The following is a 21253-nucleotide window of genomic DNA, read 5'->3' on the forward strand; positions in this document are numbered from 1 at the left end:
GATGGCCCCCGCCTCGTCCTATGGCGCGCTCAAGCAACCGCCGCTGCCGTCGCTGCTCGACCGCCTCCAGGACGACGGTGAGGCCGGCGCCACCGGCCAGGCGCTGCCCATCGCGCGCCAGGTGGAAGCGCTGCGCCGGGCGGTGCGGCGCGACCTGGAAATGCTGCTGAACACCCGTCAGCGCTGTATCTCGCCGCCGCCGGACCTCGACGAGGTGCGCCTGTCGGTGATGGACTACGGCATTCCCGACTTCACCGGCGAGGACATGGCGGCGCCGGAACACCGCGAGCTGTTGCGCGCGGCGGTCGAGGACACCATCCGCCGGTTCGAGCCGCGATTCCTTCAGGTGTCGGTGTCGATGGCCGGCGAGAGCGAGCCCATGGACCGCCGCCTGTGCTTCCGCATCGAGGCCTTGATGCGGGCCTATCCGTCGCCGGAGCCGGTGGTGTTCGACAGTTTTCTGGATCCGGTGACCCGCGACATGGAGGTGCGGAGCGCCGATCATGGTTGATGACCTGCTGCCGCACTATCAGGCCGAACTGACCGCCATCCGCCGCCTGGCCGGGGCCTTTGCCGCCGCCAACCCGAAGGTCGCCGGCCGCCTGCGGCTGTCCGAGACGGTGGCCGAAGACCCGCACGTCGCCCGGCTGATCGAGAGCGTCGCCTTCCTCACCGGGCGCATCCGGCTCAAGCTGGACGATACGTTCCCGGAGCTGACGGACGCGCTGCTGGGGGTGCTGTACCCGCACTACCTGGCGCCGATCCCGTCCATGGCGGTGGTCGGGATGACCTGCCAGCCCGACCTGTCGGGGGCCTACCGGGTGCCGCGCGGCACCGAGATCGACACCAGTTCGGCGCACGGCGAGCCGTGCCGCTTCCGCACCGGCTTCGACACCACCCTGTGGCCGGTGGAGGTCGCCCAGGCGTCGCTGGCGGCGCGGCCCTTCCAGGCCCCCAACAACCCGCGCGCCGCCAACGCCGTCGCCTGCCTGCGGCTGACCGTGCGCTGCGTGCAGCCGGAGCAGACGGTCTCCAAGCTGGGCGTCGACCGCCTGCGGCTGTTCCTGCGCGGCGCCGCGCACGAGGCCTATCCGCTCTACGAACTGCTGCTCAACAACGCGGTCTCGGTGGCCCTGGCCGATACGCCCGAGGACCGCAGCCCGGTGATCCTGGGACCCGAGGTGCTGAAGCCGGTGGGGTTCGAGGAGGACGAGGGACTGCTGCCGTGGTCGGCGCGCTCGGCCCCCGGCTACCGGCTGCTGAGCGAGTTCTTCGCCTTTCCCGAGAAGTTCCTGTTCGTCGACCTGACCGGGCTGGACGCCAAGGTGATGCTGGACGCCGGCAACACCCTGGAGGTCTTCGTCTACCTCGACCGGACCTTCGGCGACCTGGAGCGCACCGTGTCCGCCGGCAGCTTCGCGCTCGGCTGCACCCCCGTGGTCAACCTGCTGCGCCAGCGCGCCGAGCCGATCGAAATCACCCAGACCCAGCCGGACTACCGCGTCATCCCCGACGCCCGCCGGCCCAAGGGCATGGAGGTCTACCGGGTCGAGCGGGTGCTGGCGACCGCGCCCACCGACGAGACGGTGGCGGTGCAGCCGTTCTACGGCATGACCCACGGGGCTGGCGGCGCCGACGACGGCCCGCCCTGGTACTGGATGGCGGACCGCCGCGCCGGGGTCACCGACGACGGCGGCACCGAGGTGTGGCTCGGCCTGGTGGACATGGACTTCGCCCGCGCCAACCGGGACGGCTGGGTGCTGTCGGTCGAGACCCTATGCCTCAACCGCGATCTGCCCAACCAGCTTCCGTTCGGCGGCGGCAATCCGCGCCTCGCGCTGACCGAGGCCACCGCGGCGGTCACCGGGGTGACCGCGCTGACGGCCCCGACCCGGACGTTGCGGCCGGCCGGGGGACCGGGCGGGCGCTGGCGGCTGGTGTCGCATCTGGCGTTGAACCATCTCTCGCTCGCCGGCGGACCCGAGGCGGTGCAGGCCCTGCGCGAGATCCTGACGCTGTACGACGTGCGCGGCGCGCCGGAGACGCAGGCGCTGATCGAGAGCGTCGTCGGCCTGTCGGCGGTGCACGGGGTGGCGCGCACCCACGCCCGCGTCGGCGCCGCCATGGCGCGCGGGCTCGACGTGGCGCTGGACCTGGACGAGCGCGCCACCCCGGGGGTCGGCACCTTCCTGTTCGCCAGCGTGCTGGACCGCTTCCTGGGGCTGTACTGCTCCCTCAATTCGTTCACGCGGCTGTCGGTGTCGGTGCGCGGCCGCCCCGGCGTGCTGCGGCGTTTCGCGCCGCGCTCGGGCACGCGGGTGATGCTGTGAGCGCGCCGCCAGACGACCCGGCGCCGCGACGCGACGGGGTGGCCGCGCGACTGGCGGCCGCGCCGCACCGCTTCGACTTCGTGCAGGCGGTGCGGCTGTGGCAGCGCGAGGGCCGCCGCGCCGGCACCGGCCGCCCGGTGGGCGGCGACGCGCCGCCGGACCAGGAGGCCGTCCGCCTGATCGCCCACCAGTCGCTGGGCTTCCAGCCGGGACAGGTGGCGCCGCCGCGCCGACGCGACGCCGGCGCCGACGGCGTGCCGCGCGTGGCCGCCACCTTCTTCGGCCTGACCGGTCCCAACGGCGCGCTGCCGCAGCACTATACCGAGCTGGTGATGCAGCGGTCGCGGTCGCACGACACGGCATTGCAGGCCTTCTTCGACCTGTTCAACCATCGCCTGTTGTCGCAGTTCTGGCGCGCCACGGCCAAGTACCGGCTCGACCTCTCCTACGAACTGAAGCCCGACGACGGCACCGTCGATGCGGTCACCACGGTGCTGCTGTCGCTGGTCGGCCTCGGGCTGCCCGGCCTGCAAGGCCGCCTGCCGGTGCCGGACGAACGCATCGTCTATTACGGCGGGCACTACGCGCACCGACCGCCGTCGGCGGTGGGTCTGGAGCAGATCCTCAGCGACGCGTTCGGCCGGCCGGTGGCGGTGCAGCAGTTCCAGGGCCGCTGGCTCACCCTGCCGCCGGAGGAACAGACCAGGCTGGGCGATCCGACGGGCTGCCGGCTGGGCATCGACACCGTGGCCGGCAGCCGGGTGTGGGACGTCCAGGGTGGTTTCCGCCTGCGGGTCGGGCCGCTGGACTGGGCCGACTTCCGCCGCTTCCAGCCGGACGGCCCGCACCTGCAGCGGCTCGCCGCGCTGGCCCGGCTGTACGTGGGGCCGGAATTCGCCTTTGACGTGCAGGTGGTGCTGGCGAAGGCGGCGGTGCCCCGGCTGCGGATGCCGGCGGGGCCGGACCCCGGCGGCGACGGTCCGCGCCTGGGCTGGAACACCTGGCTGGTGCACGAAACCCCGCGCCGCGACGCGGAGGACGCGGTGTTCCGCATCCGGGACATGGAGCCCGGCACGGACACGGCACCGGCATGACGAGGGAGCGGGGGACCGAGAAAGGAGAGGCTCTTGCGCCCCGCTCCCGCGGGGGCGCCCGGGCTGCGCGTGGTCCCCCGCCGGAGCGGGGGACCGAGAAAGGATGGGCTCTCGCGCCCCCGCTCCCGCGGGGGCGCCCGGGCTGCGCGTGGTCCCCCGCCGGAGCGGGGGACCGAGAATGGAAGGGCTCTCGCGCCCCCGCTCCCGCGGGGGCGCAGGGGGCACGCGTGGTCCCCCGCCGGAGCGGGGGACCGAGAAAGGAGAGGCTCTCGCGCCCCCGCTCCCGCGGGGGCGCAGGGGGCACGCGTGGTCCCCCGCCGGAGCGGGGGACCGAGAAAGGATGGGCTCTCGCGCCCCGCTCCCGCGCGGGCGCAGGGGGTGCGCCGGGTCCCACGCTGGAGCGGGGGACCGAGAAAGGATGGGCTCTCGCGCCCCCGCTCCCGCGGGGACGCCCGGGCTGCGCGCGGTCCCCCGCCGGAGCGGGGGACCGAGAAAGGAGAGGCTCTCGCGCCCCCGCTCCCGCGGGGGCGCCCGGGCTGCGCGTGGTCCCCCGCCGGAGCGGGGGACCGAGAAAGGATGGGCTCTCTCGCCCCCGCTCCCGCGGGGGCGCAGGGGGCACGCGTGGTCCCCCGCCGGAGCGGGGGACCGAGAAAGGAAGGGCTCTCGCGCCCCCGCTCCCGCGGGGGCGCCCGGGCTGCGCGCGGTCCCCCGCCGGAGCGGGGGACCGAGAAAGGAGAGGCTCTCGCGCCCCCGCTCCCGCGGGGGCGCGGCCGCACCGCTCCCTTTCCATTGCTTTCGCGCTGCGGTATGACACCCGGGCACGCTGCCCCCGTCCCCATTCCCCGCACACAGCGAGCCGCGCCCCATGCTGCACCTGGACGCCGACGCCCTCGCCCGCGCCGTCACGCCCCGCGCCCTGGTCGAGGCCCTGCGCGCCATGTTCGCCACCGGTGCCGAGGCGCCGTTGCGCCATCATCACACGCTGCCGGCGCACACAGGGGAACGCCCCGGCACCCTGCTGCTGATGCCGGCCTGGCAGATCCCGGGGCAGACCCCGGGGCAGATCCCGGGGCAGAACGCCGAGACGGGCTACATCGGGGTCAAGATCGCCACCGTGTTTCCGGACAACCCGGCCCGCCGTGACCTGTCGGCCGTGACCGCGCTCTACTACCTGGCCGAGGCCGGCAGCGGCCGGCCGCTGGCGCTGATCGACGGCACCCTGCTGACGCGGTTGCGCACCGCCGCCGCCTCCGCCCTGGCCGCGGACACCCTGGCCCGACCCGACGCCGAAACCCTGCTGATGGTCGGCACCGGCGCGCTGGCGCCGCACTTTATCCGCCACCACGCCGCGGTGCGACCGTACCGGCGCGTGCTGGTGTGGGGCCGCGACGCCGCCAAGGCCGCCGCCGTCGCCGAGGCCGTCGCCCCGGACCTGCCCGAGGCGACCGTGCAGGCCGTCGACTCGCTGGACGCCGGGCTGGCGGCCGCCGACGTGATCTCCTGCGCCACCTCCGCGACCCACGGGGTGGTGCCGGGCGCCCGCCTGCGGGCCGGTCAGCACCTGGACCTGGCCGGCAGCTTCACCCCGCACATGCGCGAGACCGACGACGACGCGATCCGCCGGTCCCGCGTGTTCGTCGACACCGACGGCGCCCTGGTCGAGAGCGGCGACCTGGTGGACCCTTTGCGCGACGGCGCGTTGACCCGCGACGCCATCCAGGGCGACCTGTTCCAGCTCTGCCGGGGCGACCGGCCGGGCCGCGGCGGAGACGACGAGATCACCCTGTTCAAGTCCACCGGGACCGCCCTGGAGGACCTGGCCGGCGCCGCGCTGGCCTACGAGAGTCACTCGAAGCGCCACACCAAGGGGATGGCCGACACATGATGGATCTGCTGTCGCTGGCCGCCGGCAACCTGCTGTCCGCGCCGGTGCTGTTCTTCGCCCTGGGCCTGCTGGCCGGGTTCGCCCGCTCGGACCTGACCATCCCGGAGGCCATCGCCAAGGGCCTGTCGCTCTATCTGATGCTGGCGATCGGCTTCAAGGGCGGGGCCATCATGGCGAGCCACGGCCTGAGCGGGGTGCTGGTCGCCACCCTGGCCGCCGGCATGGTGCTCAGTGCGCTGATGCCGCTGATCGCCTTCGCCGCGCTGAAGGCGACCACCCGCCTGCGGGTGCCCGACGCGGCCGCGGTGGCGGCGCACTACGGCTCCATCAGTCTGGTGACCTTCGTGACCGCCACCCTGATGCTGACCCGTCTGGGCACCGACTTCGAGGGTTTCATGGTCGCCACCGCGGCGGTCATGGAGACCCCGGCCATCCTGGTCGGCCTGTGGCTGGCGCGCCGCGCCGGAACCGCCACCCAGGAGGACGCCGGCAACGGCGGCGGCGAACTGTGGCGCGAGATCTTCCTCAATGGCAGCGTGGTGGTGCTGGTCGGCGCCTTCGTGATCGGCTGGATCACCGGGGCCGAGGGCAAGGCGGCGCTGGAGCCGTTCATCGTCGGCCCGTTCACCGGGGTGCTGTGCTTCTTCCTGCTGGACATGGGGCTGGTGACCGCGCGCCGCTTCCGCGACGCCAAGGGGCTGTCGCCGGCGGTGGTGGCGTTCGGGCTGTACATGCCGCTGATCGGGGCCGTCCTGGGCCTGGTCTCGGGCGTTCTGGTCGGGCTGTCGGCGGGCGGAGTGGCGCTACTGATGGTGCTGGCGGCCAGCGCCTCCTACATCGCCGTGCCGGCGGCCATGCGGCTGGCCTTGCCGCAGGCCAATCCGGCGCTGTACCTGACCCTGTCGCTGGGGGTGACCTTCCCGTTCAACCTGGTGGTAGGCATCCCGCTGTATCACTTCGTCGCCACCACGGTGGCAAGCTAGGGGGGCGCGGCCATGGAGACGTTCGGACGCAAGAAGATCGAGCTGTTCATAGAGCGCCCCCTGCTGCCGCGCGTGCTGCGGCTCATCAAGAGCACAGGGGCGACCGGCTATACCGTGCTGCCGACCCTCCAGGGCGGCGGCCAGGACGGAGTGTGGGACGAGGGCCTGCCCATCGACGCCCAGCACATGGTGCAGGTGGTGGTCATCACCAACGCCGAGCGCGCCGACGCCATCCTGGAGGGCATCAAGCCGATGCTGGGCACCTGGCAGGGCGTGGTCTGCGTCTCGGACGTTCAGGTGCTGCGCCGCGAGCGGTTCTAGGGCAGAACCCTGCACGCAGCGGGCTGGACGGTGACGGCGCGGCCGCGACCGTGCTAAGCACCGCGCGATCCCGCCGCGCGCCCCGTTTCGGAGACCCCGCCCATGCCGCGCTCCCGCCTCGCCGCCGTGCTGCTGGCCCTGGCCCCCCTTGCCGCCTGCGGCAGCGGCGGGCCGGGCGCGGAGATGGACGACGCCACCCACCTGACGCTGTACTGCCAGACTCATCGCTGTGTCTGCGTGGAGGACGGGTTCCTGCCGTTCGGCGCCGCCGACAAGCGCGAGCCGGAGTGGAGCCTGACCGGCGAGCCGTCGTGCCTGGACGGCTATACCCTGGATACCGTCACGGACTGACGCGCCCGCAGGTCCCACGCGGGAGCGTGGGACCGAGAAAGGACCGGGTCTCGCGCCCCCGCTCCCGCGGGGGCGCAGCGGGCACGCGTGGTCCCACGCGGGAGCGGGGGACCCAGAAAGGACTTGGTCTCGCGCCCCCGCTCCCACGGGGGCGCAAAGGGCACGTGCGGTCCCACGCGGGAGCGTGGGACCCAGAAAGGACCGGGTCTCGCGCCCCCGCTCCCGCGGAGGCGCAAAGGGCACGCGCGGTCCCACGCGGGAGCGGGGGACCCAGAAAGGACCGGGTCTCGCGCCCCCGCTCCCGCGGAGGCGCAAAGGGCACGTACGGTCCCACGCGGGAGCGTGGGACCCAGAAAGGACCGGGTCTCGCGCCCCCGCTCCCGCGGGGGCGCAAGAGGCACGCGTGGTCCCACGCGGGAGCGGGGGACCCAGAAAGGACCGGGTCTCGCGCCCCCGCTCCCGCGGGGGCGCCCGGTGTGCAGATGCGCCCTTCAACACGCAGGCTCCCGCACAGCCGCCGCTCACCACGTCGTCGTCACCGGGATGAGACCCTCCTCCCCCGCATACGTCCGGGCACTCGAATAGCGCCAGTGCACAGGGTCATCAACATAACCACGCCGGACCGGGTTGGCATGCAGGTAGTCCAGCTTCTGATGCATCATGGCCTCGCCCTCGATCATCTTCGGGTGGGCGCCGTGCTGCCAGACCTGGTGCTCCCGGTCGATCCGGTGACGGTCCTTCTCGGCCCGGAGACCCTGGAGGACGGCCGGACGGTCTACAGCCAGACGCTTGACGATGCTGGTCGCCGTGAACGACTTGAACGCCGAGACCGAACGGGCGAGGTCCTCCGCCTGGGCCACAAAATGGCAGTGGTTCTCCAGGATCACGTAGCCGAAGAGGGTCAGCCGGCCCTGTCGTTGCATGTGCGCGAGGCAGTCCAGAACAAGACGCGCGTTGGCGGGATCCGAGAACAGAGGCAGCCATCCCACCACCGTGCAGGTCAGGAAGTGGGGCGCGGCGGGGTCGAGGATCCGATAGCGCGACCGGGGCATGCCCGAGCATACCCGCAATGATACCCTTACGCCATGATCCACGATCAATCGCATGGAATGGCGCGTGGTCCCACGCGGGAGCGCGGGACCAAGACAGGCTAAGAGTCTCGCGCCCCGGCTCTCGCGGGGGCGCAGGGGGTGCGCCGGGTCCCACGCGGGAGCGTGGGACCGAGAAAGGACTGGGTCTCGCGCCCCCGCTCCCGCGGGGGCGCAAGGGGCGCGCCGGGTCCCACGCAGGAGCGTGGGACCGAGAAAGGACTGGGTCTCGCGCCCCCGCTCCCGCGGGGGCGCATGGGGCGCGCCGGGTCCCACGCAGGAGCGTGGGACCGAGAAAGACCCGGACTCTCGCGCCCCCGCTCCCGCGGGGGCGCAGGGGGTGCGCCGGGTCCCACGCGGGAGCGTGGGACCGAGAAAGACCGAGAATGGACTGGGTCTCGCGCCCCCGCTCCCGCGGGGGCGCATGTCGGCCTCACACCGCCCGGGCGCGCCCCCGACCCCGGCCAGCCCCATGACCATGTCCGTGGCCATGGCCATCGCTACAGCAGTGCCCATGGTCGTGCCCATGGTCGAGGTCGTAGTCATGATCGTGGGTATGGGGCGCCACCACGGCCGGCGCACGCACGTCCACCCGGCCCTCGGCGATGCCGCGCAGCACGCTGGCCGGATCGGTATCCTCGGCGCTGACCACCACGGTGACGCCGCGCCGGGCCATGCGGGTGACGAAGTCCGGGCCGCACTCCTTGGTGACCAGCACGTCCAGGGTGTCGAGCGGATGCGGACCCTGCCCGTGGAAGGCATGCATGCACATCTCCATGGGCAGGTCCAGGCGCTCGACCTCGGTCGCGCTGCCGTCCGCGGCCAGGTCGTAGACCAGGAACCGCCGGGTGCGTCCAGCGTGGCCGGTGATGGTGCGGAAGTTCTGGCTGGTGAACCCGATTCGCATGCTGGGATCCCTCGCGACGGCGGTGAAACAGGGGGCGGGGCGCCGAACACCCCTGCTCCCCTATACCGCCGCCGCGCCGCCGGCGACATAACGATTCTCAATCGCAGGCCGCACGCGGTTTGCGCGGGATCAGGCGCCCCACTCAGGCGCCAGCCGTGGCGCCCGCGCCGCGCCGGTTCAGGCGCCACATGGTAAGATTGAGGAAACTCGCGAAGGTGACCCATAGCAGGTAGGGCAGGAACATCAGCCCGGCCCAGTAGTTCACCTGGAAGAACAGCAGCGTGGTCGCCAGCACCGCGAGCCACAGCGCCATCACCGCGACGAACGCCCATCCCATGCGGCGCAGCCCGAAAAAGATCGGCGACCACAGCGCGTTGAGCACAAGCTGGATGCCGTAGACGGTCAGCGCCGTGGTGCCCTCGCCCGGGGCGGCGAACAGCCACACCAGGAACGCCGCCGCCGACATGAGGGCGTACATGAGCGCCCAGGCCGGCGGAAACAGCCAGTTCGGCGGCACCCAGGAGGGCTTGGCGAGGCTGGCATACCAGGGACCGGGCCGGAACACGGCGGCGGTCGAGGCGGTGAGGAAGCTGGCCGCCAGGATGACGGCGAGGGCGATCAGGGACTCGGTCTCCACGGAACGGCTCCGTTGTCGGAAGGGCGGACTGGGCACCCGCCGGTATAGCGCGACCGGCGGTCCGGCGCGACCCCCGGGCCGCCGGGGCCGCATCGGTCGCCTGTCCGGACCCCGGGCGGGCCACGTCGGGAGGCCTTGTCGGGGGGCCTTGTCGGGGCGATAAGTCCGCATTAATACTACGGGTCTACCGGGCGGCACCAGGTGCGTCCCGCCGTCCGGCCGGTGTCCGGTTGCCTCCCGCAAGGTGGTTTGTCATGTCTCAGCCTGTCCGCACCTTCTCGCCCGGCCTGTTGGTCGGCCTGCTGCTGCGCCCGATCCCGCTGCCGGCCCTGCGCACCGTGGCGCGTCCGGTGCTGGACGGCCTCGCCCGCGACCTGGGGCCACGCCTGGGCGACCGGCTGTCGGGCCTGAGCGGGCGGCTGGCGATCGTGCCGGCGGGCCACCCGGTGGCGGTGGCGCTGGACATCGACGACGGCGCGCTGGCGCTCGACCTGATTCCCTCCGACAACCGCGAGGCCATGGGCGCGGTGGCCGCCGTGCGCGCGCCGCTGGAGACCCTGACCGCGATGCTGGATACCGAGGGCATGGACGGCGACGCCTCGTTCTTCGCCCGCGCCCTGACCATCGAGGGCGACACCAGCCTGGTGATGGCGCTGCGCTACGCCCTGGAGGACACCGGCGCCGGCCTCGACGACGTGGCCCGCGCCGTGCCGTGGCCGGTGGGGCCGGCGCTGCCGCGCCTGCTGCGCGTCGGCCAGCGCGTGCACGCCGCCGCCAGCCGCGATCTGGCCACCGTGCAGGACGCCCTGCTGGCCCCGCTGCGCACCGAACTGGCCCGCCAGGAGGGCCGGCTGTCGCGCATGGAAGCCCAGATGCAGCGCACCCAGCGCCGGCGCGCGAGCTGACCTCCGGCCGAGTCCCCCGCGCCCCGGTCCGGGGGGCGCGCCCCGCGTTCCAGAGCCCGAAGAGGACATGCGATGACAGCCCCCATGGAACTGGTCTGCCCCGCCGGCACCCCGGCCGCCCTGACCGCCGCCATCGACGCCGGCGCCGACGCGGTCTACTTCGGCTTCCGCGACCGCACCAACGCGCGCAACTTCCCCGGCCTGAACTTCTCGGAGAAGGAACTCGGCGACGCCATCCAGACCTGCAAGGCCCGGGGCGCGCGCCCGATGATCGCCATCAACACCTATCCCGACGCCGGCGACGACAGCCTGTGGCGGCGCAACGTCGATATCTGCGCCGAGGCCGGGGCGGGCGCGGTGATCCTCTGCGACATGGGCCTGGCCGGCTACGCCGCCAAGCGCCATCCGGACCTGCGGCTGCATCTGTCGGTGCAGGCCTCGGCCTCCAACGCGCCGGCGGTGCGGTTCTACCGCGACGCCTTCAACATCCGCCGTGTGGTGTTGCCGCGCGTGCTGACGGTGGAGCAGATCGCGGCCCTGATCGCGGCGGTACCGGATGTCGAGACCGAGGTGTTCGTGTTTGGCGGCCTGTGCGTGATGGCCGAGGGGCGCTGTTCGATGTCGTCCTACGCCACCGGCGTGTCGCCCAACAAGGACGGCGCCTGCTCGCCCGCCAGCCATGTGCGTTACGAGGAACAGGGCGAGATCATGATCTCGCGCCTGGGGCACTTCACCGTGAACCGTTTCGGCGCCGGCGAGCAGGCCGGCTACCCCACGCCGTGCAAGGGCCGCTACCAGGTGCAGGGCCGCGAGATGCACCTGTTCGAGGACCCGTGCAGCCTGGACGCCACCCCGCTGCTGCCGGACTTCGCCCGCGCCGGGGTGACCGCGCTGAAGGTGGAAGGCCGCCAGCGCGGCAAGGCCTATGTGGCCCAGGTGGTCAAGACCCTCAAGGCCGCCATCCACGGCCAGGCCACCGACCCGTCGGCCGCCCGGCCCTTCATGGAGGGCGGCGGCGGCACCACCGGGGTCTACGTCGGCACCTGGCACTGAGGCCGATGCGCGCCTGCCCCGACCCCGACATCAACACCGACACCAACACCGCCCCCAACCGCCTTGTTCCGACGCTGCGCGCCGCGCGATGACGGCCGCGCCGGAGTGGAAGAGATGCCATGACCGACCCCGCCGCCCGCCCGACGCCCCGGCTCACCCTGGGGCCGCTGCTGTACCATTGGCCGGCTGCCAAGCGCCGCGCCTTCTACCAGGCCATCGCCGACCACGGCCCCTATCAGGAGGTGGTGCTGGGCGAGACCGTGTGCTCCAAGCGCGAGGCCCCGGTCGCCGAGGCCATGGCCGAGGCGGAGGTGAGGCTCAAGGCGGCCGGGCGGGCCGTGGTCCGCCCCACCATCGGCCTCGCGGTGGCCGAGGAGGAGGTCGCCGCGCTGGAGGCGGTGGCCCGCACCGCCAACGCGGGCGCCCTGATCGAGGCCAACGACGTCGGCGCCCTGGCCCTGCTGTCCGGGCAGCCGCACCACATCGGCCCCATGGTCAATGTCTACAACGAGGGCACCCTGACCGCCCTGGCCGAGCGCGGCGCCACCTGTGTGACCCTGCCGTGGGAGCTGCCGCGCGACAGCGTGCTGGCCCTGGCCCGCCGCGCCCGCGACCTGGGCATCGACTGCGGGGTGACGGTGTTCGGCCGCGCCCCGCTGGCCATCTCGGCGCGCTGCTACCATGCCCGCGCGCACGGCCTGACCAAGGCCACCTGCCGCCTGATCTGCGACCAGGACCCCGAGGGCCTGCCCGTGGACACGCTGGACGGCGACGCCTTCATGGTGGTCAACGGCCTACAGACCCAGGCCGACGCCGTCACCCTGATGGTGCGCGAGATCCCGGAGATGGTCGAGGCCGGGGTCACCGCGCTGCGCGTTTCGCCGCTGGATGTGGACATGGTGGCGGTGGGTCAGGCGTATGCCGACCTGCTGGCCGGGCGCATCGACGACCTGGCGGCCGAGGACCGGCTGCTCGACCTGCTGGAAGACCGCCCGGTCGCCAACGGCTTCTACCACGCCGCCCCGGGCGCGGACTGGGTGGCGGCGGAGTAGGGGCCGCCCGCGCCGGACCCTTGGGCGACCGCCTGCGGGGATGGGGTCTGGTGACGGACAGAGACCCCCCAAACACCCCCGGATCGCGGTCGGAGACGGATCGCGGTTCGGGGCGTTTTCGGTCCGGCGGGGGCGCGGCCGGCCCCCGCTCCGGGTGAAGACGGCGCTGGTCGCGCGGTCCGGCCCCCTCCTCTCTTCCCGTTTTCCGGTTTTACTCAAAGTGAAGCGCCGCAACGCGGGTTGACCGCCGCGGCGAAAGACCCCTATTGTCTTTGTCCGCTCCTGCCCTCGCGTTTTGCGCTCCGGCTGGCGCGCTCGCGACCCACTGACGGCCCCGAGGGAGGCAATGCGGACGTGATCAGGCGGCTGCTTCTGGGGGCGGTGATGGTCGCGGGGCTGGCGGTGCTGACGCTGGTCGGGCTGGCGGTGACGGGGATCTCCCCGGTCAGCGCCACCTGGCGCTACCGCATCACCGTGACGGTGGACACGCCGGAGGGACTCCGCAGCGGATCGGCGGTGCGCGAGTTGTCGAACATGGAACGCCTGTTCTACTGGCCCGAAGGCGGTAACCCGGCCGACATTCGCGGCGAGGCGGTGGTCGTGGACCTGGGCGCGCGCGGCCTGCTGTTCGCGCTGATCTCCGACATTTCGGAGGACGAATTCTACCAGGCCTTCCCGGTCCCCGATGGACACGGGGCAACCACGACCGAGGGCATCCGCTACTACAAGTCGCTCGGAACGGGCCAGCGCGCCGCGCTCGACCCCGACCGCTACCCCGGCTATCCGCGCATGGTCACCTTCGACGACCTGTCGGACCCCATGAGCGTGCGGCTGGTGTACGGGATTCCCCATCACACACGAACCGACCTGGACACCCGGGTCAATGACTTCGAGGACGTCTTTGGCGCGGGTGTGCAGCTGCAAGGCGCCGTCGTGGAGACCACCGACGACCCGGTGACGTGGCGCATGCGCGACATCCTGCCGTGGCTGGACAAATACTATTCCAGGATGTTCGACGGAAACCGCTTTCACAGTTATGTGACTGACACCCCCGTTGCCAGTTCACTGAGTTCCGGCGCTTTCTCAACGAAGGGACCGTCCAATGACTGATCGCTTGATGCATGCTGTGCTTGCCCTGGACGCCTACAACCGGGGCTACGATCCGGGACTCAGAATCGAACCGGGCGCCACCTACGACATTGGAAAGATGTCGATCACAAAGGAGAGTGATACACTTGCGGGAAGCCAGGGCGTGAATATCGGCTTTTACGCCGCGGCCTACCAGGGCAACGGCGAGACCATCATTTCCTTCCGCGGCACGGACGATATCGACGCGGACGATCTTCTGGACTTCGCCTGGCAGGTTCTCACGTCGTCCAGGGACGCCCGGCACGGCTGGCCGCTGGCGCTTGGCAGTACCAACAGTCAGCAAGCCCAGATGGCCGCCCGCTGCTCCCGGCCCGCCGCCTGACGCCGCCCCCTACCACCCCCGGGTGCCGGGCGGGCCCTTGAACGGCCCCACGATGCGCGACGTGATCCAGCCGCCGTAGTAGTCGCCGGCCTGGGCCTGTACCCGCGCGTCGCCAACGAAGCAGGCGTCCATGGCCCCGGCGTAGAACGCCAGGTGGTCGGCGATGGCGCGGTAGGCCGGCGGCGGGTCGGGATAGCTCCAGGCCGCGCCCCGGGCCTGACGGTGGCCCACGGTCACCGTCCAATAGCAGGCCTCGCCCTTGAACTCGCAGAAGGTCCGCCGCCCTTCCGGGATCAGCGCATCCGCGCGCACGTCGGCGGGCGGAATGTAGTACACCGGCGGGTGGCTGGTCTCCAGCAGGCGGTGACCGCGCGTGGTCTCGGCGATGGTCTCGCCGCCGAACACGACGCTCAGGCGCTCGGTCACCGGCTCCAGACGCGGCGGGCGCGGGTAGTCCCAGACGGACTCCTGACCCGGGCCGGGCGCCCTGCGGTGGGGTCGGTCGAACACGGCAGGTCTCCCCAGAAGCCGACGTCCCGACGGGGCCGCACCCGGATCCGGGGGACGCGGGGTCCGGATCGGGGCGGAGGGGGATACGCCGCGTCGGTCGCGCCGGATCAATCCGGACGCGACGGCGGCGGGGCGCGCCGCCGGGCGGGGGCGCGCAGGGCGCCGGCCAGGGCGCCCACGGTGGCCCGCGGCTCGCGCCACAGCATCCCGGGCCAGGCCCGCACCGCGCCGGCCAACAGGCGCAGGGCCACGCCCGCGGGCGCCCCGGCCCCCCGCGCGGCCACCGCCAGGGCCCGGCGATGCCGCGCCCGCGCCGGCCGCCGGGCGGGGGCCAGGGCCGGGTCCAGCGCCACGGCGCGCGCCCACAGGCGCTCCCAGGCCCGCACCGACGGAAGCCCCGGCGGCGCCGCCCCCAACCCCGACCGGCTGGCGCGCGGCCGATCCATGGTCAGGACCGCCCCGGGATCGAGCGCCATGGCCCGCAACAACCAGTCCTCCACCGCCGCCTCGGCCAGGCTGTCGTCGAACCCGCCGATGGCGGTCCAGGCGGCACGGCTGACCACGAGCAGGGGCCGTCCGCCAGGATCCAGGTCGGCCACCACAGCCGTCGGGGTCAGCGGCCGCGTCACCGCGTCGGGATCGGGCAGGCGGTCGGACCGGTCGTCCAGGGGCGCCACCTCGTCGCCGGCCACCACCAGGGCGGCGTCGGGTCCGCGCTCGACCGCCGTCAGCCGGGCCGCCAGCCCCTCGGGCCGCAGCCGCGCGCCGGGGGCGACGAACACCAACGCCCGGCCGCGCGCCAGCGCCGCCCCGGCGTTGCGCGCCGCCGCCGCGTTGAGGCCGCGCGCCCGCAGCGGGCGCAGGAACGGGTCCAGGCGGATGAAGTCGCGCAGCACCTCGGTGGTGGCCGGGTCGGTGCCGGTGTCGATGACGATCACTTCGTGGGCCGGCGCCGCGATCGCCAGGGTCGAGGCCAGGGTCTCGCGCAGGGCGTCGGGGGCGGCCGGCCCGGCGACGATGATCGACACCGCCGGCACGGTCCAGTCGGGGGCACCGGCGCCGGCGCGCAGCGGGCCGGGGTCGGGGGCGGTCATGTCCATGGCGGGGCTCGCAGGCTGGGCGCCGGCCGACCGCGACGGTCGGGTCGGGCGGCGCGACGACGGGAAAAACCGAGAGATGCGCTCGGAGGGGCAAGGGCCGTGCCAGCGCCCCGCCGCCGGTGCACCGCTCCGACGCGGCCGCGGCACCGCCGGAACCGGCCGGGCGGGGGCGCATTGTCCCAGGACGGCAGTCAGTTTGCGACGACGCTTCGCGGCGTTCGCGTCAATTTGCAAGGCAGGCCGCGTCGGGCGCGGCGCCCGGTCCCATTGCCCCCGGCTCTGGTTTAGGGTGCGGCGCAGCGGTCCGCCCGGTTGGTCCGCCCGGTTGGTCCGCCCGACCGCCGCCCCCCACCCTCACCCCCGAACCCGAGGAGCCGTGCCATGTCCGCCCGCCCGCTTCCCGCCCTGCTCGCCACGCTGCTCGCCGGCGGCCTGCTCGCCGCCTGCGCCGCCGACGACGGCGCCGGCTGGACCAAGCCCGGCGTCACCCCCGACCAGCGCGCCCGCGACAGCCGCGCCTGCAAACAGACGGCGGACGACTACGCCCTGCGCCGCGTGCACCAGCCCGACCGCGCCGTGCCCGGCCGCGCCACGGGTCCGGGCGGGAACGTGGGCCTCGACCCCCTGGCCCAGGTGGACCAGACCGAGGCCCGCGCGGCGCACCGGCGGTTTTACACCGACTGCATGCAGGCCAAGGGCTACCTCCGCGGCGGCTCCTAGAGCAGATCGCGCCAAAATGGACTCGCGCCGCGGTCCCATTTCGGCGCGTAACTCTGTTCTAAAATCAATCATGTAGAGCCGATTCACGTTCGAAATCGGACCGCATCTGCGGTTCCGATTTCGAACCATCGGCTCTGACCGGCGTCCGCCCCCCCTTGGACGGGGCGGTCCGACCGCGTGCCCAAGTCCCGCTCATGCGTCGCATGAGGAAATCGCCGGGTTGCGGCGGCCGGCGGCGCTGCCGTATGTCAGCGGCGGGTCGCGCGGACCGGCGTCGGCCCGGCAAGCCGGCCCCGTCCGCCGGCCCGGAGTGATCCATGACCGCCTCGCCCCCCGCCGACTCCCGACCGTCGTCCGCGCCCGGACGCCTGGCCCAGATGGTGGCCGGCACGCGCGCGGTGTCGCCGCTGATCCCCGGCATCCTGCCCTTCGCCCTGGTCTCGGCCTATGCCGCCAAGGAGGCCGGCCTGTCGCTGGCGCAGGCCATGGGGCTGGCCACCGTGGTGTTCGCCGGCGCCTCGCAGATGGCCTTCGTCTCGCTGCTGGCCAGCGGGGCGGTGGCGCCGGTGATCCTGGCCACCGTCCTGGTCATCAACCTGCGCATGGTGATGTACAGCGCCGCGCTGGCCCCGCACCTGCGCGCGGCGCCGGCCTGGCAGCGCGGCCTGATGGCCTACATGCTGACCGATCAGGCGTTCGCGGTCTCCGTCACCCGCTTCACCGACGCCCCCGACACCCCGCACAAGGCGTGGCTCTACCTTGGGGCGGCGCTGCCGCTGTGGCTGCTGTGGCAGGTGTTCACCCTGGCCGGCCTGCTGCTGGGGGCACGGGTACCGCCGGAATGGGGCCTCGACTTCACCGTACCGCTGGTGTTCCTGGTGCTGCTGGTGCCGGCCATCCGCGACCGGCCGAGCGCCGAGGCCGCCATCGTGGGCGGCGGGGTCGCGGTGCTGCTGGCCGGGCTGCCCTACAACCTGGGCCTGATGCTGGGCGCGCTGGCCGGCATCGCCTGGGGCGTGTGGGCCGAGGACCGCCGCGACCGGCGCCGGGCGCGCCGGGACCGCAGCGAGCGGGAGGTCCGGCCATGACCCCCGCCGACTGGCTCGACGCCCCGGTGACCGCCGCCCATGTCTGGGCGCTGATCGTCCTGTGCGGGCTCGGCACCTGGCTGTTGCGGTCGTCGTTCATCGTTGTCGCCGGCGGTCGCGAACTGCCGCGCTGGATGACGCGGGCGCTGCGCTACGTGCCGCCGGCGGTGCTGGCGGCGCTCGTCGTCCCGGCGCTGCTGCAGGCCGACGTCCTGTTCTCCCCGGCCTGGGACTGGACCCGCACCGCGGCCGGCCTGGTGGCGGCGGCGGTGGCGCTGACCCGGCGCATCGTGCTGACCCTGGTGGTGGGCATGGCGGCGTTGTGGACCTTCATGGCGCTGGGGTGATACAGAGCGGGGGTCGGTTCCATACGCCGCCGTAGGGTTCGAGCATGGATATCCCCCCCTCTCCCGTCCCCCCGCCTCCCGTCCCAGCGCCTGCCGTCCCGGTCCACACCGCGGATCTGGTGCTGCGCGTCGACGGCGTGCGCCTGCCGGCGCGCCGCTTGCGCCCCGAGGGCGCCGCCGCCGGTGCGCCGGTGCTGGTGTTCCTGCACGAGGGCCTGGGCAGCATCGGGCTGTGGAAGGACTATCCCGAGGCGCTGTGCCGAGCCACCGGCCTGCCCGGCTTGGTCTACGAGCGGCGCGGCCACGGCAGCGCCGATGCGCTGGCCGGCTGGCCGCGCCCGGTCGGGTACCTGGAGCACGAGGCCGAGCACGTGCTGCCCCGGGTCCTGGACGCCGCCGGGATCGGGGCGTGTGTGCTGGTGGGGCACTCGGACGGCGGGTCGATCGCACTGCTGTACGCCGCGCTGCGTCCGGCCGGGCTGCGCGGCGCGATCACCGAGGCCGCGCACGTCTTCGTCGAGGACGTGACCCTCGCCGGCATCCTGGCGGCGCGCACGGCGTTCGTCCACGGGGACCTGCGGCCGAAGCTGGCCCGCTGGCACGGCCGCAACACCGACGGCGTGTTCTGGGGCTGGAACGCGACCTGGACCGAACCGGCCTTCACCCGCTGGGACATGACCGACCGCCTGGGGGCCATCCGCTGCCCGCTGCTGGTGATGCAGGGCGCCGGCGACGAGTACGGCACCCCGCGCCAGGTGGACGCCATCTGCGCCGGATCGGGCGGGCCGGCCACGCCGCGTCTGGTGCCGGACTGCGGCCACGTGCCGCACCACCAGGCCCGGCCGGCCGTGCTGACGGCCATGACGGCGGCGGTGGCGGACTGGACCGGCGGAACCGGCCGGAGGTAGGCGCCCCCCGAAATTGGGACTCCCCGGGCGCCGCCCGGTCGGGCTATCATCGGTCCGCGCCGGCCGCGGCCGCACGCGCTTGGGTCCCGGGTGCCCGTAGCTCAATTGGATAGAGCATCCGCCTTCTAAGCGGACGGTTGCAGGTTCGAGTCCTGCCGGGCGCGCCATTCCCTCAGGAATGGCGGCCCTCTTCCTTGAAAAGAAGTTCGAACAAAGTTCGACTGGGCGCGCCATTTCCCCTGACACCGAAACGGCTTGCCCTCGTTCCAAGGCGAGCGGGGGTTGGTCTACGGGGCGCGCCGGCGCTACGCTTCGCCCCGCAACCAGTCCAGGCGCCAGCCGCCGACCCCCGGTGTTTCGGCCAGGGTGTCCGCCAGCCACGGCAGCAGGGCGCGCAGGGTCTCGTCCAGCCGGTAGGGCGGGTTGACCAGAATCAGGCCGCTGCCGGCCAGGCCCCGGATGGTGGTCGTGGGGCGCACCGTCAGCTCCGCCGCCAGCACCCGGCGGACGCCGCTGTCCGCGATCTGCTGGCGGAACGCCTCCACGGCCCCCGGGTCCTTGACCGGATACCACAGCATGTAGACCCCGGTGGCGAACCGCCGGTGCGCCCGCCCCAGGGCGGCCGCCAGCGCGGCGTATTCGCCCCGGTCCTCGAACGGCGGATCCATCAGCACCAGCCCGCGCCGCTCCGGCGGCGGCAACAGGGCGGCGAGGGCGGCGTAGCCGTCGCCGTCGCGCACCGTAACCCCCGGCCGCCGCCCCAGCAGGGCGGCCAGCGCGGCGTGTGTCTCAGGGTGGCGCTCGACCGCCACCAGCCGGTCGCCCGGGCGCAGCCGCGCCGCCGCCAGCAGCGGCGAGCCGGGGTAGATCGTCGGCCCGTGCGCGGCCGCAATGTCGGCGACGGCGGTCAGGTAGCCCCTCAGGGCGGCCGGCACGGCTGCACCCGCGCCGCGCAGCCGCCCGATCCCACCGCGCCATTCACCGGTCCGCGCCGCGGCGCCGCCGTCCAGGTCATAGGCGCCGGCCCCGGCGTGGGTGTCGAGCACCAGCACGGGCTTGGGTTTGGCCATCAGGTGGGTCAGGATCAGGCTCAGGACGGCGTGCTTGAGCACGTCGCCGACGTTGCCGGCGTGGAAGGCGTGGCGATAGTTCATGGTCTCGCGGCGGCGGGGCAGGATCGCCCCGGGGGGTAGCGCCGGCCGCCGGGCGGTGTCAACGCGCGGCCGCACGCGGGGGTCCCGGGGGGCGCCGGATTCGGGCGCGCGGCCCCTTGACCCGACCACGGAACCAAAGTAGAACACTCTTGAGTGTACCGTGTTTGTTCGACCTTGACGACGATCACGGTGTCGGCGGCACTGTAGCGCCAACACTGTATCGCCAGCACCCAGCACTGTGTCGCCGGTCGGGTCGTGTGGCACGCTTCCGGGGGCGGTCATTGCCAGACCCGGTCGTTGCCAGACCCGGTCATCGCCTCATCGCCGACCGCCGTCCCGGCGCGGCCCCAAACCGCCCGCTCGCCCCGCCCGCCTGCCCAAGCCGCCCCAAGCCGCCCCAATCCGCACGAGAGTTCCCGCCATGTTGACGCGCAAACAGCACGAGCTTCTGGTATTCCTCGACCAGCGTCTGCGCGAGACCGGGGTGGCGCCCAGCTTCGACGAGATGAAGGACGCCCTCGGCCTGCGCTCCAAGTCGGGCATCCACCGCCTGATCTCGGCGCTGGAGGAGCGCGGCTTCATCCGCCGTCTGCCGCACCGGGCGCGGGCGCTGGAGATCCTGCGCCGGCCGGGCGACCCGGCCCCGCCCGAGCCCGTCGGACCGGCGCCGGCCGCGCCGGAGCGCGCCGGCGGCCATTTCGACCCCAAGGTCATCCGCGGCGACTTCGGGGGCGGCGCGGCGGGCCACGCCCTGCCCGGCATTGCGGTGCCGGAGGCGGTGGCGTCGGTGCAACTCCCCCTGCTCGGCAAGATCGCCGCCGGCACCCCCATCGCCGCTCTGTCGGACCGCTCCACCCTGGTCGACGTGCCGGCCGGCCTGCTCGGCGGCGGCGAGCATTACGCCCTGACCATCGAGGGCGACTCGATGATCGACGCCGGCATTCTGGACGGCGACACGGTGCTGATCCGGGCCTGCGACAGCGCCGAGTCCGGCACCATCGTGGTGGCCCTGGTCGACCAGGAAGAGGCGACCCTCAAGCGCCTGCGCCGCAAGGGCCACTCCATCGCCCTGGAGCCGGCCAACCCGGCCTACCGCACCCAGGTGCTGCCCGCCGACCGGGTGCGGGTCCAGGGTCGGCTGGTGGGCCTGCTGCGGCGCTACTGATCGCCGCGCGGCGCCCACGAGCGCCCACGAGCGCCCACGAGCGCCCGATGCCGACCCCATGATCGGCCGCGGGCCGGGCGCGAGCCGCGGCTGTGTAGGTCCAGGCAGATGTGAGACTGGGTGAGCCGCGCTTGCACCGGGCTGGGGGCATGCCCCCAGCCCGGTGCGAATTCGGTTTATAACC

23 protein-coding genes and 1 tRNA gene are annotated in these 21253 nt (G+C 73.4%); 18 read left to right on the forward strand and 6 right to left on the reverse strand.

What is annotated here, in order from left to right; all coding sequences use genetic code 11:
• Position 1 precedes the first annotated feature (1 nt).
• The 7 genes from tssE (at position 2) to GGD88_RS14615 (ending at position 6964) form a co-directional block, all read left to right on the forward strand.
• Positions 2-511: a type VI secretion system baseplate subunit TssE gene (gene tssE / locus GGD88_RS14585; RefSeq protein ID WP_184436731.1), complete on the forward strand. Its 510-nt coding sequence runs from the start codon at positions 2-4 to the stop codon at positions 509-511.
• A complete protein-coding gene (gene tssF, locus GGD88_RS14590; protein WP_184436737.1) occupies positions 504-2330 on the forward strand; it encodes a type VI secretion system baseplate subunit TssF in 1827 nt (608 codons plus the stop codon). Before tssE ends, tssF begins: the two co-directional genes overlap by 8 nt.
• Positions 2327-3424 (forward strand): type VI secretion system baseplate subunit TssG, encoded by a 1098-nt coding sequence (gene tssG, locus GGD88_RS14595; RefSeq protein ID WP_184436739.1) that lies wholly within the window; start codon positions 2327-2329, stop codon positions 3422-3424. Before tssF ends, tssG begins: the two co-directional genes overlap by 4 nt.
• A gap of 865 nt (positions 3425-4289) precedes the next feature.
• Complete coding sequence (lhpI, locus tag GGD88_RS14600) at positions 4290-5309, forward strand: bifunctional Delta(1)-pyrroline-2-carboxylate/Delta(1)-piperideine-2-carboxylate reductase (RefSeq protein ID WP_184436741.1); 1020 nt, start codon at positions 4290-4292, stop codon at positions 5307-5309.
• Positions 5306-6292 carry a sodium-dependent bicarbonate transport family permease gene (locus tag GGD88_RS14605; RefSeq protein WP_184436742.1) on the forward strand — a complete coding sequence of 329 codons (987 nt, stop codon included), beginning with the start codon at positions 5306-5308 and terminating at the stop codon, positions 6290-6292. The genes lhpI and GGD88_RS14605 overlap by 4 nt, the downstream gene beginning before the upstream one ends.
• Positions 6293-6304: 12 nt before the next feature.
• Positions 6305-6613 carry a DUF190 domain-containing protein gene (locus tag GGD88_RS14610; protein WP_184436743.1) on the forward strand — a complete coding sequence of 103 codons (309 nt, stop codon included), beginning with the start codon at positions 6305-6307 and terminating at the stop codon, positions 6611-6613.
• A gap of 102 nt (positions 6614-6715) precedes the next feature.
• Positions 6716-6964: a hypothetical protein gene (locus GGD88_RS14615; RefSeq protein ID WP_184436744.1), complete on the forward strand. Its 249-nt coding sequence runs from the start codon at positions 6716-6718 to the stop codon at positions 6962-6964.
• Between the two features lie 521 nt (positions 6965-7485).
• Here the strand turns inward: GGD88_RS14615 and GGD88_RS14620 are convergent.
• The 3 genes from GGD88_RS14620 to GGD88_RS14630 all read right to left on the reverse strand — a co-directional run bounded on the left by GGD88_RS14620 (position 7486) and on the right by GGD88_RS14630 (position 9596).
• Complete coding sequence (locus GGD88_RS14620; protein WP_184436745.1) at positions 7486-8016, reverse strand: REP-associated tyrosine transposase; 531 nt, start codon at positions 8014-8016, stop codon at positions 7486-7488.
• A gap of 469 nt (positions 8017-8485) precedes the next feature.
• Positions 8486-8959, reverse strand: coding sequence for a NifB/NifX family molybdenum-iron cluster-binding protein (locus GGD88_RS14625; protein WP_184436746.1), 474 nt, complete (start codon positions 8957-8959; stop codon positions 8486-8488).
• A gap of 142 nt (positions 8960-9101) precedes the next feature.
• Positions 9102-9596, reverse strand: coding sequence for a TspO/MBR family protein (locus tag GGD88_RS14630; protein WP_343056382.1), 495 nt, complete (start codon positions 9594-9596; stop codon positions 9102-9104).
• Positions 9597-9850: 254 nt separating this feature from the next.
• Between GGD88_RS14630 and GGD88_RS14635 the strand changes: the two genes are divergently transcribed.
• The 5 genes from GGD88_RS14635 to GGD88_RS14655 all read left to right on the forward strand — a co-directional run bounded on the left by GGD88_RS14635 (position 9851) and on the right by GGD88_RS14655 (position 14077).
• Complete coding sequence (locus tag GGD88_RS14635) at positions 9851-10501, forward strand: SCP2 sterol-binding domain-containing protein (RefSeq protein WP_184436749.1); 651 nt, start codon at positions 9851-9853, stop codon at positions 10499-10501.
• A gap of 72 nt (positions 10502-10573) precedes the next feature.
• Positions 10574-11554 carry a ubiquinone anaerobic biosynthesis protein UbiU gene (gene ubiU, locus GGD88_RS14640; RefSeq protein ID WP_246423791.1) on the forward strand — a complete coding sequence of 327 codons (981 nt, stop codon included), beginning with the start codon at positions 10574-10576 and terminating at the stop codon, positions 11552-11554.
• A gap of 119 nt (positions 11555-11673) precedes the next feature.
• Positions 11674-12606, forward strand: a complete 933-nt coding sequence (gene ubiV, locus GGD88_RS14645) for a ubiquinone anaerobic biosynthesis protein UbiV (RefSeq protein ID WP_184436751.1) — start codon at positions 11674-11676, stop codon at positions 12604-12606.
• 354 nt (positions 12607-12960) lie between these two features.
• Positions 12961-13716 (forward strand): hypothetical protein, encoded by a 756-nt coding sequence (locus GGD88_RS14650; protein ID WP_184436753.1) that lies wholly within the window; start codon positions 12961-12963, stop codon positions 13714-13716.
• Positions 13709-14077, forward strand: coding sequence for a hypothetical protein (locus tag GGD88_RS14655; RefSeq protein ID WP_184436755.1), 369 nt, complete (start codon positions 13709-13711; stop codon positions 14075-14077). The genes GGD88_RS14650 and GGD88_RS14655 overlap by 8 nt, the downstream gene beginning before the upstream one ends.
• A gap of 9 nt (positions 14078-14086) precedes the next feature.
• Here GGD88_RS14655 and GGD88_RS14660 read toward each other — a convergent pair whose 3' ends face one another.
• The gene (locus GGD88_RS14660; protein WP_184436757.1) at positions 14087-14587 is read right to left on the reverse strand and encodes a DUF427 domain-containing protein; all 501 of its coding nucleotides are present in this window, start codon (positions 14585-14587) and stop codon (positions 14087-14089) included.
• Between the two features lie 107 nt (positions 14588-14694).
• Complete coding sequence (locus tag GGD88_RS14665) at positions 14695-15687, reverse strand: glycosyltransferase family 2 protein (RefSeq protein ID WP_184436759.1); 993 nt, start codon at positions 15685-15687, stop codon at positions 14695-14697.
• 381 nt (positions 15688-16068) lie between these two features.
• Here GGD88_RS14665 and GGD88_RS14670 point away from each other — a divergent pair, with 381 nt between their 5' ends.
• The 5 genes from GGD88_RS14670 to GGD88_RS14690 all read left to right on the forward strand — a co-directional run bounded on the left by GGD88_RS14670 (position 16069) and on the right by GGD88_RS14690 (position 18917).
• A complete protein-coding gene (locus GGD88_RS14670) occupies positions 16069-16407 on the forward strand; it encodes a hypothetical protein (protein ID WP_184436761.1) in 339 nt (112 codons plus the stop codon).
• Between the two features lie 317 nt (positions 16408-16724).
• Positions 16725-17495 carry an AzlC family ABC transporter permease gene (locus GGD88_RS14675; protein WP_184436763.1) on the forward strand — a complete coding sequence of 257 codons (771 nt, stop codon included), beginning with the start codon at positions 16725-16727 and terminating at the stop codon, positions 17493-17495.
• Entirely contained in the window at positions 17492-17842 is a 351-nt protein-coding gene (locus GGD88_RS14680; protein WP_184436765.1) for an AzlD domain-containing protein, read from the forward strand. The genes GGD88_RS14675 and GGD88_RS14680 overlap by 4 nt, the downstream gene beginning before the upstream one ends.
• A gap of 119 nt (positions 17843-17961) precedes the next feature.
• The gene (locus tag GGD88_RS14685; protein ID WP_343056383.1) at positions 17962-18750 is read left to right on the forward strand and encodes an alpha/beta fold hydrolase; all 789 of its coding nucleotides are present in this window, start codon (positions 17962-17964) and stop codon (positions 18748-18750) included.
• Positions 18751-18840: 90 nt separating this feature from the next.
• Positions 18841-18917: transfer RNA gene (locus GGD88_RS14690), tRNA-Arg, on the forward strand.
• A gap of 138 nt (positions 18918-19055) precedes the next feature.
• Here the strand turns inward: GGD88_RS14690 and GGD88_RS14695 are convergent.
• A complete protein-coding gene (locus GGD88_RS14695) occupies positions 19056-19979 on the reverse strand; it encodes a 23S rRNA (adenine(2030)-N(6))-methyltransferase RlmJ (RefSeq protein WP_343056384.1) in 924 nt (307 codons plus the stop codon).
• Between the two features lie 346 nt (positions 19980-20325).
• Here GGD88_RS14695 and lexA point away from each other — a divergent pair, with 346 nt between their 5' ends.
• Positions 20326-21069: a transcriptional repressor LexA gene (lexA, locus tag GGD88_RS14700; protein WP_184436769.1), complete on the forward strand. Its 744-nt coding sequence runs from the start codon at positions 20326-20328 to the stop codon at positions 21067-21069.
• Positions 21070-21253 lie beyond the last annotated feature (184 nt).

The organism is Roseospira goensis (assembly GCF_014197795.1).
In the GTDB taxonomy this organism is placed as follows: domain Bacteria; phylum Pseudomonadota; class Alphaproteobacteria; order Rhodospirillales; family Rhodospirillaceae; genus Rhodospira; species Rhodospira goensis.

Bases quoted from the DNA above. Each gene is read 5' to 3' on its own strand.
- GGD88_RS14680 (WP_184436765.1), top strand. From the start codon at position 17,492: ATGACCCCCGCCGACTGGCTCGACGCCCCGGTGACCGCCGCCCATGTC.
- lhpI (WP_184436741.1), top strand. From the start codon at position 4,290: ATGCTGCACCTGGACGCCGACGCCCTCGCCCGCGCCGTCACGCCCCGC.
- lexA (WP_184436769.1), top strand. From the start codon at position 20,326: ATGTTGACGCGCAAACAGCACGAGCTTCTGGTATTCCTCGACCAGCGT.
- GGD88_RS14665 (WP_184436759.1), bottom strand. From the start codon at position 15,687: ATGGACATGACCGCCCCCGACCCCGGCCCGCTGCGCGCCGGCGCCGGT.
- GGD88_RS14610 (WP_184436743.1), top strand. From the start codon at position 6,305: ATGGAGACGTTCGGACGCAAGAAGATCGAGCTGTTCATAGAGCGCCCC.
- GGD88_RS14615 (WP_184436744.1), top strand. From the start codon at position 6,716: ATGCCGCGCTCCCGCCTCGCCGCCGTGCTGCTGGCCCTGGCCCCCCTT.
- ubiU (WP_246423791.1), top strand. From the start codon at position 10,574: ATGACAGCCCCCATGGAACTGGTCTGCCCCGCCGGCACCCCGGCCGCC.
- GGD88_RS14670 (WP_184436761.1), top strand. From the start codon at position 16,069: ATGTCCGCCCGCCCGCTTCCCGCCCTGCTCGCCACGCTGCTCGCCGGC.
- tssE (WP_184436731.1), top strand. From the start codon at position 2: ATGGCCCCCGCCTCGTCCTATGGCGCGCTCAAGCAACCGCCGCTGCCG.
- ubiV (WP_184436751.1), top strand. From the start codon at position 11,674: ATGACCGACCCCGCCGCCCGCCCGACGCCCCGGCTCACCCTGGGGCCG.
- GGD88_RS14675 (WP_184436763.1), top strand. From the start codon at position 16,725: ATGACCGCCTCGCCCCCCGCCGACTCCCGACCGTCGTCCGCGCCCGGA.
- GGD88_RS14620 (WP_184436745.1), bottom strand. From the start codon at position 8,016: ATGCCCCGGTCGCGCTATCGGATCCTCGACCCCGCCGCGCCCCACTTC.
- GGD88_RS14655 (WP_184436755.1), top strand. From the start codon at position 13,709: ATGACTGATCGCTTGATGCATGCTGTGCTTGCCCTGGACGCCTACAAC.
- GGD88_RS14635 (WP_184436749.1), top strand. From the start codon at position 9,851: ATGTCTCAGCCTGTCCGCACCTTCTCGCCCGGCCTGTTGGTCGGCCTG.
- GGD88_RS14605 (WP_184436742.1), top strand. From the start codon at position 5,306: ATGATGGATCTGCTGTCGCTGGCCGCCGGCAACCTGCTGTCCGCGCCG.
- tssF (WP_184436737.1), top strand. From the start codon at position 504: ATGGTTGATGACCTGCTGCCGCACTATCAGGCCGAACTGACCGCCATC.
- GGD88_RS14625 (WP_184436746.1), bottom strand. From the start codon at position 8,959: ATGCGAATCGGGTTCACCAGCCAGAACTTCCGCACCATCACCGGCCAC.